Here is a 17,879-nt window from a genome sequence, read left to right on the forward strand (position 1 = left end):
GTCAGATCTCGTCGATCGACGAGGACTCGAACCGGGTGGAGATGTTGATGCCGAGCTCCTCCGCTGCGCGGAAGGCCTCATCGTCGGTGTCGCGGAGGTTGACCGCCGTGCCGTCTGCCGAGAGGACCTCGACGTTCAGGCAGAGCGACTGCATCTCCTTCATGAGCACCTTGAAGGACTCGGGGATGCCGGGCTCCTGGATGTTCTCGCCCTTGACGATCGCCTCGTACACCTTGACGCGTCCCACGATGTCGTCGGACTTGATCGTGAGGAGCTCCTGCAGCGCGTACGCGGCACCGTAGGCCTCGAGAGCCCACACCTCCATCTCACCGAAGCGCTGGCCGCCGAACTGCGCCTTACCACCGAGCGGCTGCTGGGTGATCATCGAGTACGGGCCGGTGGAGCGCGCGTGGATCTTGTCGTCCACGAGGTGGTGCAGCTTCAGGATGTACATGTAGCCGACCGAGATGGGCGCCGGGAACGGCTCGCCGGAGCGGCCGTCGAACAGCTGGGTCTTGCCCGAGCTGTCGATGAGACGCTCGCCGTCGCGGTTGGGGAGGGTCGAGTCGAGCAGACCCGCGATCTCCGCCTCGTACGCGCCGTCGAACACCGGGGTGGCGACCTTCGTGCCGGGGGCCGCTTCGCGGGCGGCCTCGGGCAGGTCGGCAGCCCACTCGGGGGTGCCGTCGACCTTCCAGCCCTGCTTGACGATCCACCCGAGGTGGGTCTCCAGCACCTGGCCGAAGTTCATTCGACCGGGGATGCCGAGCGGGTTCAGGACGACGTCGACGGGGGTGCCGTCGGCGAGGAAGGGCATGTCCTCGATCGGAAGGATCTTGGCGATGACGCCCTTGTTGCCGTGGCGGCCGGCGAGCTTGTCGCCCTCGGTGATCTTGCGCTTCTGAGCGATGTAGACCACGACGCGGCGGTTGACGCCCGAGCCGAGCTCGTCGTCGCCGTCCTCGGCGTTGAACTCCTTGACCGCGATGATCGTGCCCTGCTCGCCGTGGGGCACCTTCAGGGACGTGTCGCGCACCTCGCGGCTCTTCTCGTTGAAGATCGCGCGGAGCAGGCGCTCCTCGGCGCTCAGCTCGGTCTCGCCCTTGGGCGTGACCTTGCCGACGAGGATGTCGCCGGGGCGCACCTCGGCGCCGATGCGGACGATGCCGCGCTCGTCGAGGTCCTTCAGGAGGTCCGGGCTGACGTTGGGGAGGTCACGGGTGATCTCCTCCTTGCCGAGCTTCGTGTCACGGGCATCCACCTCGTATTCCTCGATGTGGATCGAGGAGAGCGTGTCGTTCTTGACGAGGTCCTGGCTGAGGATGATCGCGTCCTCGAAGTTGTGACCCTCCCACGTCATGAACGCGACGAGCAGGTTCTTTCCGATGGCCAGCTCGCCGTTCTCGGTGGCGGGACCGTCGGCGATGACCTCGCCGACCTCGATCCGGTCGCCCGCAGAGACGATGACGCGCTGGTTGTAGGAGTTGCCCTGGTTGGAGCGGTCGAACTTGCGGAGGAAGTAGTCCTTCGTGCCGCCCTCGTCGAGCTGCACGGTGACGACGTCGGCGGAGACCTCCATGACGACGCCGGGCTTGTCGGCGGTGATGACATCGCCGGCGTCGATGGCCGCGTAGCCCTCCATGCCGGTGCCCACGAACGGCGAGTCGCTGCGCAGCAGCGGCACGGCCTGACGCTGCATGTTCGCACCCATGAGGGCGCGGTTCGCGTCGTCGTGCTCGAGGAAGGGGATGAGGGACGTGCCGACCGACACCATCTGGCGCGGCGAGACATCCATGTAGCCGATCTCGTCACGGTGGAAGAGGTCGACCTCGCCGCCCTGACCACGACGGGCGAGGACGCGCTCGTTCGCGAACGATCCGTCCGCCTTCAGATCGGCACCGGCCTGAGCGACGATGTAGTCGACCTCCTCGGAGGCCGTCAGGTAGTCGATCGTGTCGGAGACCTTGCCGTCGATCACGCGACGGTACGGCGTCTCGATGAAGCCGAACGCGTTGATGCGCGCGAAGGATGCCAGCGAGCCGATCAGGCCGATGTTCGGGCCTTCCGGGGTCTCGATGGGGCACATGCGGCCGTAGTGCGACGGGTGGACGTCGCGGACCTCGACGCCTGCGCGCTCACGCGACAGACCGCCGGGGCCGAGGGCCGAGAGGCGACGCTTGTGCGTCAGACCCGCGAGCGGGTTGTTCTGGTCCATGAACTGCGACAGCTGCGACGTGCCGAAGAACTCCTTGATCGCGGCGACGACGGGGCGCACGTTGATCAGGGTCTGCGGCGTGATCGCCTCGATGTCCTGCGTGGTCATGCGCTCGCGGACGACGCGCTCCATGCGGGACAGGCCCGTGCGGACCTGGTTCTGGATGAGCTCGCCGACGGCGCGGATGCGACGGTTGCCGAAGTTGTCGATGTCGTCGACGTCCAGGCGGATCTCGGCGGGCTGACCGGCGCGGACGCCGGGGATGGTCGCGTCGCCGCGGTGGAGGGCCACGAGGTACTTGATCGTCGCGACGATGTCGTCGACGGTGAGCACCGAGTCGCTCAGCGGCTTGTCGAGGCCGAGCTTCTGGTTGATCTTGTACCGGCCGACCTTCGCGAGGTCGTAGCGCTTCGAGTTGAAGTAGAAGTTGTCCAGGAGCGCGCGGGCGGCCTCGGCGGCGACCTGCTCGCCCGGACGGAGCTTGCGGTAGATGTCGCGCAGCGCGTCCTCCTTGGTGAGGATCGCATCCTTGGACAGCGTGTCCTCGATGGAGTCGTAGCCGGCGAACTCGTTCAGGATGTCCTCGCTCGTGAGGCCGAGGGCCTTGAGGAACACGGTGACCGACTGCTTGCGCTTGCGGTCGATGCGCACGCCGACCTGATCGCGCTTGTCGATCTCGAACTCGAGCCAGGCGCCGCGGCTGGGGATGACGCGCGCCGAGACGATGTCCTTGTCGCTCGTCTTGTCGGGCGTCTTGTCGAAGTAGACACCGGGGCTGCGCACCAGCTGCGAGACGACGACGCGCTCGGTGCCGTTGATGATGAACGTGCCCTTGCCGGTCTGGAGCGGGAAGTCGCCCATGAAGACCGTCTGCGTCTTGATCTCACCGGTGAGGTGGTTCATGAACTCGGCCTCGACGTACAGCGGGGCGGCGTAGGTCTTGCCGCGCTCCTTGCACTCCTCGATCGAGTACTTCTCGGGCTCGAGGTACGGGTTCGTGAAGCTCAGCTGCATCGTCTCGCCGAGGTCCTCGATCGGCGAGATCTCCTCGAAGATCTCCTCGAGGCCGCTCTTCTCGGGAACGTCGGTGCGTCCCTGAGCCTTGGCCTCGGCGACCCGCGCCTTCCAGGCGTCGTTCGCGACGAGCCAATCGAAGGACTCGGTCTGCAGTGCGAGCAGATCGGGGACCTCGAGAGTGTCGGTGATCTTGGCGAACGAGAGGCGCGATGCGCCGCGGCCGTTCTTGGTGGTGGGGTTGGTTGCGTTGCGCGCAGCAGCCAAGGGGATGACCTCCATGAGCCCGGGCGGGGGCTGGTTTCCTTGTCGTCAGGTGGAGTGCTCCGATCCACTCCTGCGCGCAAGCCGTCTGACAACGGGGCGCAGGCACAGCCGACCACCATATGAGGGCATGGGGGATGGGAGCGCAACTACCCACTATACGTGCTGCGACGCGCCATGTCCAGTCGAATCTTGACGAGCATCGGATGCTGCGGTATAAACGCGCTCCCGCGGTGGAGGAGAAGAACCGCAGGCGCATCCCGCCCCTCCGGTCCCCGGCCGGTCAGGCGGTGAACACCCAGGACGCGAGCACCGGTCCGGTCACCGCGGCGCGCTCGTCGTCGGTGACCGTGGGGCTGAAGCTGAACGTGACGATGTAGGTCTGGGAGGCGTCGGACACGTAGAACTGGTCGATCACGTAGGACGCGCCGCCGCTCTCCAGCGCCGCCGTCAGGTGCGAGCTCTCGCTCCCGGCGACCGTGAGGCGGGGCTGCACCGTGACGTCCGTGGCCCCGCTCCCCTTCAACTCGGTCACACCCTGCGACTCGACCTGGTCGGGGGTGATCTTCCCCGCGGGCGAGAGGATGACGTTGACGTTGTCGGAGAAGCCGTCGGCGTCGGAGCCGTCCACCGCGAGGCTGTCGGGGTCGAAGCCCTCGATGGGGCCGGGGTCGCCCCAGCCCTCGGGGACGGAGAAGCGATAGCCCGTTCCCGTGATGACGGTGCCGGCCGCGGGCGTCGCGCTCGGAGCGGCGGGGCTGGAGGCCGTGGATTCCGCGGGCGCCGAGGCGGAGCATCCCGCCGCCCCGAGGGACAGCCCGAGGGAGAGCGTGGCGGCGAGAGCGAGGGTGGCGATCCGTGCGCGGGTCATACCGTCACTGTAGGAGACGGCGGCGACACGCGGGAGGCATCCCGGGGCATCCCGGGGCATCCCCGGGCATCAGCGCGCATCAGCGCGCATCAGCACGGAGGTCAGCGCGCATGACGGAAGCGCACCCGCGTGCCGGGTCGCGCCTGGGCCAGGGCGTCGCGCGTGGCATCGGTCACCACGGCGACGACGGGGTAGCCGCCGGTCACCGGTCCGTCGGGCCCGAGGATCACGGGGCATCCGTCCGGCGGCACCTGGACGGCGCCGGGCAGCATCCCCTCGCTCGCGAGCTCGCCCTGGCGCGCACGTCCGTCCGTGCGCGCCAGCGGCGGCCCGTCGAGGCGGACCCCGACCCGGTCCGCGCGCGCCGAGACCGTCCACACACCCTCGAAGAGGAGCTCCGGCTGCGCGAACCAGTCGGCGCGCGGACCAGGGGCGACCTCGAGGTCGATCGCCGACGCGGGCGGCGGACCCCACGGGTGCAGGTCGGTGGCGGGGATGGGGGCCGCCGGATGCCGGTCGATGAGGTCGACGGCGTCGCCGGGGCGGAGGGCGGCAGGACCGAGGCCGGAGAGCGTGTCCGTGGCGCGCGATCCGACCGCGACGGAGGCCGCGACACCGCCGCGCACGGCGACCACGGCGCGCACTCCGTGGGTGAACGCGTCGAGGGCGAGCTCCGCCCCCCGCGGCCAGGCGTGAGCGGTGGACGGATCCACGTCCCGACCGTCGAGACGGACGCCACCCCACGCGCCCGTGACGGCGAACCAGAGGTCCTCCTCCGCGACGGCGCGGAAGCCGCCGAGCGCGACCTCCAGCGCGGCGGCGCCCTCCGGGTTGCCCACGAGGCGGTTGGCGCGGCGGAGTGCCGCCCGGTCGGCGGCGCCCGAGACCGCGATCCCCTCCGCGGCGTGACCCGGGCGTCCGAGGTCCTGCACGGTGGTCAGGGCGCCGGGATGGAGGACCCGGAACGCCGCGGTGGGGGCCCGCCGGGGGTCGCGCTCCCCGCCTGCGGCGTGGGGTTCGGCCGGAACAGGCGGCGCGGTGTCCGACGCGGCGGCCCCCGGTGCGGCCTCCGGAGCGGCCTCCGGAGCGAACCTGACCCGGGTTCCGGGGGCGAGGAGGGCGGGCGGCGCGGCATCCGCGTCGAACAGCGGCGCCGTCGTGGTGCCGATCAGCTGCCATCCACCGGGGGTCTCGCGCGGGTAGGCCCCCGTGAAGCCGGCGGCGAGTCCGACGGCGCCCGCCGGGACGCGGGTGCGCGGCGAGTCGAGGCGCGGGATGTCGTACGTCCAGTCCTCGCTCACGAGGTACCCGAACCCGGGGGCGAAGCCGGTGAAGGCGACGGTCCACTCGCACGCGGCGTGCCGGCCGGCCAGCTCCGCCGGCGTGAGCCCCAGGGTTTCGGCGAGAGCCGCGAGGTCCGGCCCGTCGTAGACGATCGGCAGGCGCACGGCGTCGCCGGCCTCGCGGGTGGGCGCGGGGCCCACGGCGGTGCGCTCGATCCAGGAGCGGACGGCTGCCAGCGGGAGCCGCCGCGGGTCCACGTGCACGAGGACGGTGCGCGCGGCGGGCACGAGGTCGATGACGCCGTCCGGGCAGGCCCGGGCGAGGCGCGCACGGATGGCGAGCGCCTGATCGAGACCGGCGCATTCGACGAGGACACCCCGGTCGCCGAAGGGCAGCACGCGCGCCGCCGCGGCGGGCGCCGCCGCGGCCGGCGACGGCGCGGCGGGCGACGATGGCCTCACCACGGCCTCACCACGGCCTCACCACGGTGCCGCCACCGCGACACCCGCCTCATCAAGTGCGGCCCGCACCGCGTGCGCCATCGCCACGGAGCCCGGGGAGTCCCCGTGCAGGCACAGCGAGACGGCGCCGGTCGTGACGACGGCGCCGTCCACGGCCTCGACCTCGCCCGTGAGGGCCAGTCGCACGGCCCGCGCGGCGACGACGACGGGATCATCCAGCAGGGCATCGCGGTCGCCGCGGGGGACGAGGGCGCCCGAGGCGAGGTAGCCCCGGTCGAGGAAGGCCTCCCGACGGAACGGGAGCCCGGCCGATGCGGCGGCGCGCGAGATGGCGCCGTCGAGGCCGAGGATCGGCACGGCGCGGCCCACCCGCTCCGACAGCGCGGCGACGGCGGCGACCACCGCGGCGGCCTGCGCCGTGTCGTCCCGCACCGCGTGGTACAGAGCGCCGTGCGGCTTGACGTATCGGACATCCGCGCCCGCGGCGACGAGCGCGTGCAGCTGCGCGGCGACGCTCTCCCGCAGGTCGCCTGCGCCGAGCGCCGGCCGGACGCGACCGAATCCGGCACGGTCGGGGTACGACGGATGCGCCCCCACCGCGACCCCGTGCGCGGCCGCGCGGGCCACGGCATCCCGCATCGACGCGGCATCGCCCGCATGTCCGCCGCACGCGATCGAGGCACTGGAGATGACCGCGAACATCGCGGCGTCATCGGCGGTCGGCGCCCCGTCGACCGTCTCGCCCAGGTCGGCGTTCAGGTCGATCGCGCTCATGCCGCCACGCTACCGGCCGCGCCGCGTACCGTATGCAGGATCGACCGCCGCCGGCAGGAGCGTGAGGCGCGGCATCGCGGGCCTCGCGCTCCGGCGCAGCCGCGGCGATCCTGCAATCGGTACGCATCGGCCGGGGCACCGCGGCCTGTGTACCGTGGGCACCATGGCCCGCGCACACGTCGAAGAGCCGGAGCAGGTCCGTCTCTCCGACGGCTCCCTCGCACGTGTGGTGCCCAGCAGGTTCGCGGGCGGCTTCGAGCTCGACGTCGATGGGACGCCGCAGTCGCACGTCGACCTCGACGATCCGACCCACCTGCACTTCGAGTACGTCGCCCGCATGGGCGCCGTGATCGATCTGCTCCGGATGCCGGGACAGCCGCTGACCGCGGTCCATCTGGGCGGCGGCGCGCTGACCCTCCCCCGCTACGTCGCGCACACCCGACCGGGATCGCGCCAGCAGGTGATCGAACTCGAGCAGCCGCTCATCGACCTCGTGCGCACGCACCTCCCGCTCCCCCGCACCGCGCAGGTGCGCGTGCGGATCGGCGACGCGCGCGCTGTCGCCGCGAAGCTTCCGCCCGGCCTGCAGGGCACGGCCGACCTCGTCGTCTCGGACGTCTTCGCCGGCGCGCAGACCCCCGCTCACCTCACGACGGCCGAGTACTACGGCATCCTCGCCGGCCTCCTGACACCGGACGGCGTGCTCCTGGTCAACGTCGCCGACGGCTCCGGCCTCGCCTTCGCGCGCCGGCAGGTCGCGACCATCCGCGCCGTCCTGCCGGAAGTGATCGTGCTCGCCGAGGTGCAGACCCTCAAGGGCCGCCGGTTCGGCAACCTCGTGGTCGCGGCATCCGCCGCACCCCTGCCGACGCAGTGGCTGCCGCGCCTCATGGCCGCCGGTCCCCACCCCGCGAAGGTCGCGCAGGGGCGCGAGATCGATGACTTCGTGCGGAGCGCGACCGTCGTGACCGACGCCGACGCGACGTCCTCACCGAAGCCGTCGTCGGCGCTGTTCGAGCGCTGAGCAGAGCCGTCGGAGACGGGTCGGGCGGCACGCCGGGCGAGGTCGGCGCGAGCCCGCGCGATCGGGAGACACTGGTCACCGCACCGTCCGCGCACGAAGGGGGATGCCGGTGAGCTACATCCAGGGATACGATCCGCAGACCCTGCGGGAGATCGTGGACGAGGCCCAGTGCCGCGACCGGCTCGACGAGCTCGGCGACCAGCGGTCGCTGGCCGCCCTCCTCGAACGCGTGTGGCTGCTGAAGGTCACGGGAGACCTCGACGAGGCGCTCGTCGTCTCCGAGCAGTCGGTGCGCGTCGCCCGGATGGGCGGACCCCGGAAGGACCTGCTGCGCTCCCGCGTGCTGCACGCGACCGTCCTTCAGGCGCGCGCCGCGTACGCCGCGGCGATCCAGGAGCTCACGACGTGCGGCGAGGAGGCCGAAGGCCAGGGCTGGTCGGCGCTCGCTGCGTTCGCCTACCAGCACCGCGGCAAGGTGTTCTACGACATGAACGACTTCGTGAATGCACGCGCCGACTTCAAGCGCGCCCTGTTCCTCCGCCAGGAGGCTGGCGCGCCCGAGGAGCAGCTCGAATCGACCCTCACGGCGATCGACGCCGCCGAGAGGCGCCGCTCGGGCTCGCAGGTCGCCAGCTGACGCAGCCGCCCGCGCGTCCGATCGATCCCGTGTCGTACATCCGTTCTATACTTCCCGCATGTCCGATCTGATCGAGGTGCGGCGCATGGCTGAAGCGCTGCTGCACACGCACCTCGACGCGTCGTGGACGTTCGCCTTCGACAACGCGAAGCGGCGCGCCGGCGCGTGCGACTACACCCGGGGACGCATCACCGTGTCGCGCTACCTCGCTGCCCGCTACGACGACGAGACCAACCGTCAGACGCTCCTGCACGAGGTCGCGCACGCCCTCGCGGGGGCGCGCGCGGGGCACGGACCCGTGTGGAAGCGCACGGCGCGCGGCCTCGGCTACACCGGCGGCACGACCCACTACGGCGAGACGGCGACCGAGCTCGCACCGTGGGTGGGGGTGTGCCCGGTGGGCCACGTCGCCTACCGCCACCGCCGGGCGACGCGGGCGACCTCGTGCGCCGTCTGCTCTCCGACCTTCGACGCCCGCTTCCTCTTCACCTGGACCCGCCGCGAGATCACGCCCGCCACCCGGCTCGCAGCGATGACGCCGCGCGATCAGTCGACGGTGGAGCGAAGGACCGATCAGTCCGCGTAGGGGCGGAAGACGTCGCCGCGCAGGACGGGCACGGATGCCGAGGCATCCACTTCTGCGGCGGCGAGCACCTCATCCCGCCCGCCGCGCTCGACGAGCTCCTGCCCGGAGCCGCTCGCGGTGAGGAGATGCCGCGTCGCGCCCCGCAGACCGCGGAACGCCTCGGCGGCGGCGGCCGCGTCGGGAGCGGTGTGATCGATCCCGAGCGCGCCGAGAGCGTCGACGACGGCGCCCGCTCCGAGGAGATCCTCCACGGCGAAGCGCAGGGGTGCGCCCGGCCGGCGCCCGGCGAGCTCTCCCGCGGGGATGACGGCGATGCTCGTCCGCGCCCCCCGGCGGGTCTGCTCCGCCAGGGCGGCGCGCGCCGCGGCGCTCGCGTTGCGGAGGCCGCCGAGCAGGACGACGGGCCGATGCGCGAGCTGCGCGGCATGGGCTGCGACGGCCGCCCCGTTGAGCGACGCGGCGTGCGCCGCGGCATCCAGCGGCACGTCCTCCCCCGCGTCCAGGCGCGCCGCGACCGTGGTGCTGAACCGGAGGACGTCGACGACGATCACGACATCGGCGGGCGCGAGCATGTCGAGGCCCGACGCCCCCCATGCGAGGCGCACCTGGTAGCGGGACTGGTCGAACGGTGAGCTCATCCCTCCAGGCTACGGGCGGGATGCAGGCGCGCCCGCGCCCGCATGCCCCATCGCGCCGTCGCCGCGTCGCGCCGTCGCCGCGTTGCGCCGTCGCCCCGTTGCGACGTCGCCCCGTTCCGAAAGCAGGCTGGACCGTACCTTTCGTCGCCGACACGGCGTGCGCCCGCCGGTGCGCCCTGCTTTCGGGACGCGGGACGCGGGATTCGGGACGCGGAACGCGGAACGCGGGATTCGGGACGCGGGATTCGGGGCGCGGGACGCGGGCGGCCGGAACCTGCTCAGGCGCGGCGGGCCCGGGCGTGCGCCGACGCGGTCGCACCCGCAGTGCGAGACTGGGCGCATGCGGATCCTCGTGAAGATCGTGCTCGACTGCGACGCGGATGCCGCGTGGCGCGCCCTCCACTCCCCGCGGGTGATCGCCGATCTCTACGGGCCGCTGGTGGACCTCGAGCCGATGGGAGCGGGCGGCATGCCGATCCGACTCGCGCCGGGCGACGACGTCCCGGTGCGGATGCGGGTGGGGGGAGCCGCGCTCGGCGATCAGCTGATCCACGTGAGCGAGCGGGTCATCCCCGAGGCACGGGGCGATGTGCGGATCCTCCGCGACAGCGGCATCCCGCTCACCGGCCCCCTCGCGAGCCTCGACGTGTGGGACCACCAGATGGCCGTCTCGCCCGCGCCGGGCGACCCCGGCCGCACGCTCTGGCGCGAGCGCCTGGTCATCGGGGGTGCCGCGGCACCCGTGCTCTGGCCCGTGCTGTGGACGATCTGGCAGTGGCGCGCGGCGCGCCTGCGGACCCTGGCACCGACCTGGGCCCACGACCCGGAGACCACGCCCGCCTCCGACCCCGGACTCGCGTCAGGGTTGGAGCCGGGATCGGAGGCTGTGGCCGAGGCGGGACCCGCGGCATCCTGAGCGCTCCGCGCGCTATTCGGCGAGCGCCTCGACGGCGCTGACCCGCGTCGCGAGCCGCGTGGGGACGACGGCCGCGACGAGCGTGAGCATGGCGATCGCGGCGATCACGACGAGCACGGGCACCCACGGGATCGCGGGCGCGACGAGCGTCGGGGACGTAAACGAGGGCGGCGCCGCCACCGACCCGAGGAGCGACTGCGCGGCGATCCACCCGTAGGCGATGCCGAGCAGCAGGCCGAAGGCGAGGGCGGTGATCGTCACGTGCACCGCCTCGAGCAGGACGACGCGGCGCACCTGACCGGACGTGAGCCCGAGCGCACGCAGGAGGCCGAGCTCGCGCCGGCGCTGCACGACACCGATCGTCAGGAGGTTGACGAGCCCGACGGCGGCGATGACGGCGGATACGGCGACAAGGCCCATCATGATGGCGGCGAAGGTGTCCATGATCCGCCCGAACTCGGCGGGCGGCTCGCCGCCGGAGGATGCCGTGAACACCGCCTTCAGCGACTCGTTCGCGACTGCGAACATCACCACGAGCGTGACGCCCATGACGACGCCGATGGCCATGCGGCTGGAGCGCTCGGGGTAGCGCAGCGCGTTCTCGGCCGCGAGCCGCGCGGGCGCGGAGCGACCGAACGCCCGACCAGTGAGCCGCAGGAGGGGCGGCATGATGACCACCGCCCCGAGGCTGAGGCCGGTGAACGAGAGGATGCCGCCGAAGAACGCGACCGCGATGCCGAGCGGGGTGACGAGACCGATCGCGACCCCGGCCGCGAGGAGCAGGGCACCCGTGATGGTCATGACGAGCGCGGTGACGTTGCGCCCCCGGCTCCGGGCGACCTCGCCGTGCGAGCGCGGGGCGGATCCGCCGATCGCCTCGAGGGGAGTCACCTCCAGCACGCGACGCGATCCGCTCCACGCGCCCGCCCACGTCGTCAGTGCGACCACCACGGCGGGGACGAGCAGGATCGGCTGGACCACGCCGTACCCGGTCGAGATGCCCAGCGCGGCATCCGCCCATCGCAGAAGGATCGCCGCGGCGGCGGTTCCGGCGACGAGTCCGGTGACGGCGCCGATCGTGCCGACGGCGGCGCCCTGTGCGGCGACAGCCCCCCGTTGCGAGCGGGCAGAGGCGCCGATGAGGCGCAGAAGCGCGATCTGCCGTGTCCGCCCCGCGACGATCGTCGCGAAGGTGTTCGCCGTCACGATCGCCGCGACGTACACGGCGACGCCCACGAGGAGGACGCTCAGGATGCCGACGACGAGCGTCAGCGTGTCGCCGGCGAGCGCCTCCTCGCTGTTCGCCCACGCGCCGATGTAGCCGGTCGCGCTCAGCAGGAGCACGCCGAAGGCCGTCGAGATCGCGGCGACGAGCACCGTCGCCCCCATCCCCCGTTCGCGCAGCGCCGCGGCGAGGCGGGAGCTCCCCGACGCGCGACGGGCCTTGCCGTGCGGCATCCCGTCGCCCGCGGATGCCGAGGGCACCGGCCGTGCGTCGCGGACGTCGACGGAGGATGCCGCGGTCATGCCGCCACCTCCGCCGCGAGCATGAACGCGGAGACCTGCGCGGCGCTCTGACGTGTCTTGTCGGCGACGATGTGGCCGTCACCGAGGAAGACGACCCGATCGGCGTGGGCGGCCGCCACCGGGTCGTGGGTGACCATCGCGATCGACTGCCCGTGCTCGCGGCTCGCGGCGGCGAGGAGCGTGAGAACCTCCCGGCTCGACCGGGAGTCGAGGTTGCCTGTCGGCTCGTCGGCGAAGACGAGGTCGGGCCCCGTGGCGAGCGCGCGGGCGATCGCCACCCGCTGCTGCTGACCGCCGGAGAGCTGGTGCGGCCGGTGGCGCAGGCGGGCGCCGAGCCCCAGGGTCTCGACGAGCCCGTCGATGCGGGCACGCTCGAGCGCGCTCGGTCGGCGCCCGTCGAGGTCGAAGGGCAGCAGGATGTTCCCCATCGCATCCAGGGTGGGCACGAGGTTGAACGCCTGGAAGACGAAGCCGACCCGGCGGCGACGCAGGAGCGTCAGCTCCAGGTCGCCGAGCCCCGTGATCTCGGTGTCGCCGATCCACGCGCGCCCCGAGGAGGGGGCGTCGAGCCCGGCCATGATGTGCATGAGGGTGGACTTGCCCGATCCGGATGGTCCCATGATCGCGGTGAACTCGCCGCGACGGATGCCGACGCTGACGTCGTCGAGGGCGCGCACGCCCGACTCGCCCGCCCCGTAGGTCTTCGTGAGGTTCTGCACGCGGGCGGCGAGGCCCAGCTGCGTCGTCGTGATCTCCATGCTCTCGACGCTACGGAGGGCGCCCCCGCCGGCGCCTCGGCCGCAGGTCGCGCCGGCGTACATCGCGAGGATGATCCGCCGCGCGTGCCGCGCGTGCCGTGCCGGGGCGGGCCGTGCCGGGCCGCGTGCGCCGAAAGCAGGCTGGATCGGCCGTTCGGTGGCGCCGGGGCCCCGCGAGGTCGATCGAGCCTGCTTTCGGAGCGCGAACGGCCGGTCACGGCAGCGTGGCCCGAGCCGGACCCGCCCAGGCGCTGGCGCTGGCGCTGGCTCTGGGGGCGGTCAGGCGAGGCCGTGCTCGAAGGCGAAGACCACGAGCTGGACGCGGTCGCGGAGCGCCAGCTTGGCGAGGATGCGGCTGATGTGGGTCTTCACCGTCGCCTCGGAGAGGTATTCGCGCTGCGCGATCTCCGCGTTCGACAGGCCGCGGGCGGCGAGCGCGAAGATCTCCCGTTCTCGCTCGGTGAGCTCGCCGTACGCCGGCGGTACGGGCGCCGTCGCCGGCCCCATGACGTGCGCGAACAGGTCGCGGGTGGCGGATGCCGCGATGACGGCGGAGCCGGCGTGCACGGTGCGGATCGCCGCCAGGAGGAACTCGGGGTCGGCGTCCTTCAGGAGGAATCCACTCGCCCCCTGCTGGATCGCGCGCGCCGCCGCCTCGTCGAGGTCGAACGTCGTGAGCATCACGACTCGCGGCGGGTGGTCGCCGAACGAGGTGTCGGCGAGAAGCTCTGACGTGGCGGCGAGGCCGTCCCGCACCGGCATCCGGATGTCCATGAGGACGACGTCGGGGCGGGCGGCACGGACGACCCGCACGCCCTCCTCCCCGTCGCCCGCCTCGCCGACGACCTCGAGGTCGGGCTGCGAATCGATGACCATGCGGATGCCGGCACGGAACAGCGCCTGGTCGTCGACGAGCACGACGCGGATGGGCGCGCTCATGTGGCATCCGCCCGGGGAAGAGTCGCGCTGACGATGAAGCAGCCGGAGGGGTCGGCGCCCGCGTCGAGGGTGCCGCCGACCAGCTGGGCGCGCTCGCGCATGCCGATGAGGCCGTGTCCGCGGCTCGCGCCGGCGACCTCGGGGATCGGCCGGCGCAGCGCATTGGCGACGATCATCTCCACGCGATCATCGTGCCACGCGAGCCGGACGTCGACGCGCCCTGCCGCTGTCCCCGCCGGGGCTCCGGCGTCCTGGCCGCCGCGGGCTCCGTGGCGCAGCGCGTTCGTGAGCGCCTCCTGCAGGATGCGGTACACCGCGAGCTGGGTGGCGGCCGGGATGTCGCCCCGCGGCGCGGGATCCACATCCACCGCGAGGTCGACGCCGGCGGCCCGGACCTGCGCGTAGAGCTGCTCGAGGTCGGCGAGCGTGGGCTGAGGCCCCTCGGCCTGGGTGTGCCGGAGCTGCGTGAGGAGCATGCGCACGTCGGCGAGCGCCGCCCGCGCGGTCGCCGAGATCGTGCCGAGGGCGCGGGATGCCGCCTCGGGATCAGCCGCGGCGGCGTACCGCGCGCCGTCGGCCTGCGCGATGACGACCGCGAGCGAGTGTGCGACGACGTCGTGCATGTCCCTCGCGATGCGCGTGCGCTCCGCCTCCGCCGCGGCCTCGGATTCGGCGGCCTGCTGGGCCTGCCGATTCTCCCGCGCGCGTAGGCCGGAGCGTACGAGAGCGCCGATCGTCCAGGCCAGCAGGAGCGCCAGGGCCGAGGCGATGAAGGTCATCACGGCGGCGAAGACGTACGTGCGCAGCTGCCCCACATCGCCCGAGCCGATGATCTCCATGGCGCCGGGGATGATGAGGTACACCGCGATCGCCGCAGCGCCCGCGAGCGACGAGGCGAACCCGATCCAGAACAGCCGCCGCGTGCCGTAGGCGGCGGTCGTGTACAGCACGCCGAAGATCGCGAGATTCGCGGGCAGCGGCGGAAGCCCGGCGGACATCTGCACGATCGCGGCGACCCAGCAGATCGCGAGGGCGAGCCCCGGAGAGAGACGGCGCAGGGCCAGGGCTCCCGAGAAGGCGAGCAGGAGCACCAGCGCGATGAGCAGCGCGATGTGCATGTTCACGACGCCGGAGCCGATCGAAGATCCGCGCCACGGGATGAGCGTCGCCGCGAGGGCGAACAGCGCGAAGAGCGTCGCCGCGAGGATGTCGAGGGTCAGCTGGAGGCGCGTGAGCGGGCGGAACACGCTTCGACGCTACGCGAGCGCCTGCGCAGCGACATCCTCCCTGAGATGTATCAGCGAGCCGTCGGGACGACGGGACGGTGCTCGTAGAAGGTCTGCAGGACGACGGTCGTGCGCGTGCGGACGTTCGCGGCCATGCGGATGTCGCGGATGAGGTCTTCCAGCGCGCGCGGCGAGGCGACGCGGACGAACAGCATGTACGCGGCGTCGCCCGCGATCGAGTGGCACGCCTCGATCGCGTCGAGGTGCTCGAGGAGCTCGGGTGCGATGTCCGGCTGGGCGGGGTCCAGCGGCGTGATCTCGACGAAGGCCGAGAGGGGCCGGCCGGCCGCCTCGGGGTCGAGGGTCGCGCGGTATCCCGTGATGACACCGCGGGACTCGAGCCGCCGAAGGCGCGCCTGCACCGCGGACACCGAGAGGCCGGTCGCCGCGGAGAGGTCGGAGAGCGTCGCCCGCCCGTCACGGGAGACCTCGCCCAGGATTCGAAGGTCGACAGCGTCATCCATGCATGGAATAATACCGGAGTCGGCGCTTCTGCGCCGGAAATATTCCTGTCTGCGCCGATCGGAGGTGCCCACCATGTCCCTTCTCACCACGCCGTCGAAGTCCGTCATCGGAGAGCCCGAGGTTGTCGAAGACAACCGACCGACAGCGCCGATTGTCGAAGACAACCGACCGACGACGCCGATTGTCGAAGACGGTCGCGAGCTCCGTGCGCAGCCGGCATGGCTCCTCCTGAAGGATGCCGCGACCGCGCTGCAGCCCCTGCAGGCCGCGGACGGATCGATCCCCGACGCCGGCGACCACGCGGCCGCACGCGAACTCGTCGCGTCCATCACGACGTCGATCGCCGCCCTCGCGCCGCTGTTCCCGCACGATCGCGCGTATCTGGAGGCATCCGTCGTCGATTTCGATCGCTGGGTCGAGAGCGGCTTCGCCGTCCCCGACTTCCTCGACTCGCTCGTCGCCTTCCAACCGCAGGAGCACCGCATCGATGGGCTCCCCCACCTCGTCGTCTTCCCGATGTACACGCAGAACGGCTCGCGCAGCCGGCTCGTGGAGGCGCTCCTGTGCGAGGTGATCTGGCCGGAGTTCATCGCCGAGCTCGAGCAGACGTACACGAACCGTCTGTTCGTGAGCCTTCGCCTGCTTGATTTCACCCCCGGATACGACACGAACTCGGCCGTGCTGTTCCCCGAGACGGTCGCGATGCGCGAGGTTCCGACCTTCACGTGGGGCGCGATCTTCCAGGATCGCGAGGCCGCGCGCTTCCGCCGGGTCGTGGCCGCAGCATCCGAGATCACGAAGCTCGACCTGCCGGCGGGCGCCGCACGGATGCTGTCCCACCAGCGCCTCACCGAGGACACCTTCGTGATGTGGGACCTCATCCACGACCGCTCGCACATGCGCGGCGATCTGCCGTTCGATCCGTTCATGATCAAGCAGCGGATGCCGTTCTTCCTGTACTCGCTCGAGGAGCTGCGCTGCGATCTCACCGCCTACCGGGCCTGTGTCGAGCTCGGTTCGCGAGACGACGCGATCGGTGAGCACGCGCGGCTCGTGCAGTACGCGGTGCTGTTCGACCGGATCTTCCGCTTCGCCATCACCGGCTCGCGGGTGCGCAACTACGACGGGCTCGGCGGGCAGCTGCTGTTCGCGTGGCTGCACCAGCGCGGCGTGCTCCACTGGACCGACACGCAGCTCGCGTTCGACTGGGATGCGGTCCCGGCCGCCGTCATCGAGCTGTCGGATGCCATCGATCGCCTGTACTGGGAGTCGATCGACCGGCCGAAGGTGGCGCACTGGCTCGCCGCGTACGAGCTCGTCCGCTCGGTCGTCACCCCGCACCCCGCGTCGCAATGGGCGCGCGGTCTGCCGCGGGAGGTTCTCGCCGGCGCCCCGAAGGGGTACACCGACGCCGTCCTGGACGACGAGTTCCCCCTGTCGATGTTCTTCGAGGCGCTCGAGAAGAAGATGCGGGACGTCATCTCCGCGACGGCCGGGATCACCGGACGCGATGACTGAGCAGGCGGCAGCCGCCTCGGCCGGAGCGCAGGGTCGCACCGTCGTGATCGCGGGCGCGACGAGCGCGAGCGGGCTCGCCGCCGCCCGGGCGCTCGCGGACGCGGGAGCGCGGGTGATCGCGGTGGGCCGCGACCACACGAAGCTCGACGCGCTCGCGACGGCCCTCGCCGACAGCGGTCACGTCCGCACGGTCGTGTGCGATCTGCAGGATGCCGATGAGGTGCAGTCGCTCGTGGGCGCGCTCCGCCACGACGGGGTGCGCATCGACGGCATCCTGCACCTCGTCGGCGGTTGGCGCGGCGGCGGCGGACTGCCGGGCCAGAGCGACGAGGACTTCCGCGCGCTCGCGGGGGGCCTCACCGCGCTCCGCCACGTCACCCGCGAGTTCTGGCCCGACCTGATCGCCTCGGACGCCGCGCGGTGCGCGATCGTCTCCTCCACGGCGGTCGAGCGGCCGCTCGCGGGCGGCGCCAACTACGCCGCCGTCAAGGCGGCCGAGGAGGCCTGGGCGCGGGCGATGGCGCAGGGCTTCGCGAAAGACGCCCGCGATGCAGGCCGGACGCTGCGCGCGGCATCCGCCGTCTTCCGCGTGCGGACCCTTGCCGGATCGGAAGGCGTCCTCGCGGATCGCTTCACGGGACTGTGGGATGCAGAGGCCTCCGCCGTCAACGACGCGGTGATCCCTCTCGAAGCTCTGTGAGA

The 17,879-nt window shown here is 72.2% G+C and carries 16 protein-coding genes; 6 read left to right on the forward strand and 10 right to left on the reverse strand.

Translation table 11 applies throughout. The features are described 5' to 3' along the window. Position 1 precedes the first annotated feature (1 nt). The 4 genes from rpoB to pxpA form a co-directional block, all read right to left on the reverse strand. Positions 2-3,496, reverse strand: coding sequence for a DNA-directed RNA polymerase subunit beta (rpoB, locus tag J0P97_RS06035; protein WP_215486867.1), 3,495 nt, complete (start codon positions 3,494-3,496; stop codon positions 2-4). Positions 3,497-3,776: 280 nt separating this feature from the next. Then, a complete protein-coding gene (locus J0P97_RS06040; protein WP_215486868.1) occupies positions 3,777-4,364 on the reverse strand; it encodes a hypothetical protein in 588 nt (195 codons plus the stop codon). Between the two features lie 101 nt (positions 4,365-4,465). Continuing rightward, on the reverse strand, positions 4,466-6,109 hold the full coding sequence (locus J0P97_RS06045) for a 5-oxoprolinase subunit B/C family protein (protein ID WP_308163457.1): 1,644 nt from the start codon (positions 6,107-6,109) through the stop codon (positions 4,466-4,468). Positions 6,110-6,127: 18 nt separating this feature from the next. Next, positions 6,128-6,883 (reverse strand): 5-oxoprolinase subunit PxpA, encoded by a 756-nt coding sequence (gene pxpA, locus J0P97_RS06050; protein WP_215486869.1) that lies wholly within the window; start codon positions 6,881-6,883, stop codon positions 6,128-6,130. Between the two features lie 163 nt (positions 6,884-7,046). Here pxpA and J0P97_RS06055 point away from each other — a divergent pair, with 163 nt between their 5' ends. From J0P97_RS06055 to J0P97_RS06065, 3 genes are all read left to right on the forward strand, one after another. After that, positions 7,047-7,907 carry a spermidine synthase gene (locus J0P97_RS06055; protein WP_215486870.1) on the forward strand — a complete coding sequence of 287 codons (861 nt, stop codon included), beginning with the start codon at positions 7,047-7,049 and terminating at the stop codon, positions 7,905-7,907. Positions 7,908-8,016: 109 nt separating this feature from the next. Then, positions 8,017-8,544 carry a hypothetical protein gene (locus J0P97_RS06060; RefSeq protein ID WP_215486871.1) on the forward strand — a complete coding sequence of 176 codons (528 nt, stop codon included), beginning with the start codon at positions 8,017-8,019 and terminating at the stop codon, positions 8,542-8,544. A gap of 58 nt (positions 8,545-8,602) precedes the next feature. Next, a complete protein-coding gene (locus J0P97_RS06065; RefSeq protein ID WP_215486872.1) occupies positions 8,603-9,130 on the forward strand; it encodes a SprT-like domain-containing protein in 528 nt (175 codons plus the stop codon). On the opposite strand, the gene J0P97_RS06070 is transcribed toward J0P97_RS06065, so the two are convergent. After that, positions 9,118-9,768 carry a 2-phosphosulfolactate phosphatase gene (locus J0P97_RS06070; protein WP_215486873.1) on the reverse strand — a complete coding sequence of 217 codons (651 nt, stop codon included), beginning with the start codon at positions 9,766-9,768 and terminating at the stop codon, positions 9,118-9,120. The genes J0P97_RS06065 and J0P97_RS06070 overlap by 13 nt on opposite strands. A gap of 340 nt (positions 9,769-10,108) precedes the next feature. Between J0P97_RS06070 and J0P97_RS06075 the strand changes: the two genes are divergently transcribed. After that, positions 10,109-10,684, forward strand: coding sequence for a hypothetical protein (locus J0P97_RS06075; RefSeq protein WP_246539846.1), 576 nt, complete (start codon positions 10,109-10,111; stop codon positions 10,682-10,684). Between the two features lie 12 nt (positions 10,685-10,696). On the opposite strand, the gene J0P97_RS06080 is transcribed toward J0P97_RS06075, so the two are convergent. From J0P97_RS06080 to J0P97_RS06100, 5 genes are all read right to left on the reverse strand, one after another. Further along, entirely contained in the window at positions 10,697-12,142 is a 1,446-nt protein-coding gene (locus J0P97_RS06080) for an ABC transporter permease (protein WP_246539899.1), read from the reverse strand. A gap of 65 nt (positions 12,143-12,207) precedes the next feature. After that, on the reverse strand, positions 12,208-12,969 hold the full coding sequence (locus J0P97_RS06085) for an ABC transporter ATP-binding protein (RefSeq protein ID WP_215486874.1): 762 nt from the start codon (positions 12,967-12,969) through the stop codon (positions 12,208-12,210). A gap of 279 nt (positions 12,970-13,248) precedes the next feature. Beyond that, positions 13,249-13,908: a response regulator gene (locus J0P97_RS06090; protein ID WP_215486875.1), complete on the reverse strand. Its 660-nt coding sequence runs from the start codon at positions 13,906-13,908 to the stop codon at positions 13,249-13,251. Then, the gene (locus tag J0P97_RS06095; protein ID WP_215486876.1) at positions 13,905-15,155 is read right to left on the reverse strand and encodes a sensor histidine kinase; all 1,251 of its coding nucleotides are present in this window, start codon (positions 15,153-15,155) and stop codon (positions 13,905-13,907) included. Before J0P97_RS06095 ends, J0P97_RS06090 begins: the two co-directional genes overlap by 4 nt. 50 nt (positions 15,156-15,205) lie before the next feature. After that, positions 15,206-15,658, reverse strand: a complete 453-nt coding sequence (locus J0P97_RS06100) for an Lrp/AsnC family transcriptional regulator (protein ID WP_246539847.1) — start codon at positions 15,656-15,658, stop codon at positions 15,206-15,208. Positions 15,659-15,731: 73 nt separating this feature from the next. Between J0P97_RS06100 and J0P97_RS06105 the strand changes: the two genes are divergently transcribed. Beyond that, entirely contained in the window at positions 15,732-17,177 is a 1,446-nt protein-coding gene (locus tag J0P97_RS06105) for a DUF6421 family protein (RefSeq protein ID WP_215486877.1), read from the forward strand. Then, complete coding sequence (locus J0P97_RS06110; RefSeq protein ID WP_215486878.1) at positions 17,170-17,877, forward strand: SDR family NAD(P)-dependent oxidoreductase; 708 nt, start codon at positions 17,170-17,172, stop codon at positions 17,875-17,877. Before J0P97_RS06105 ends, J0P97_RS06110 begins: the two co-directional genes overlap by 8 nt. Positions 17,878-17,879 lie beyond the last annotated feature (2 nt).

The organism is Microbacterium flavum (assembly GCF_018717645.1).
GTDB lineage: Bacteria > Actinomycetota > Actinomycetes > Actinomycetales > Microbacteriaceae > Microbacterium > Microbacterium flavum.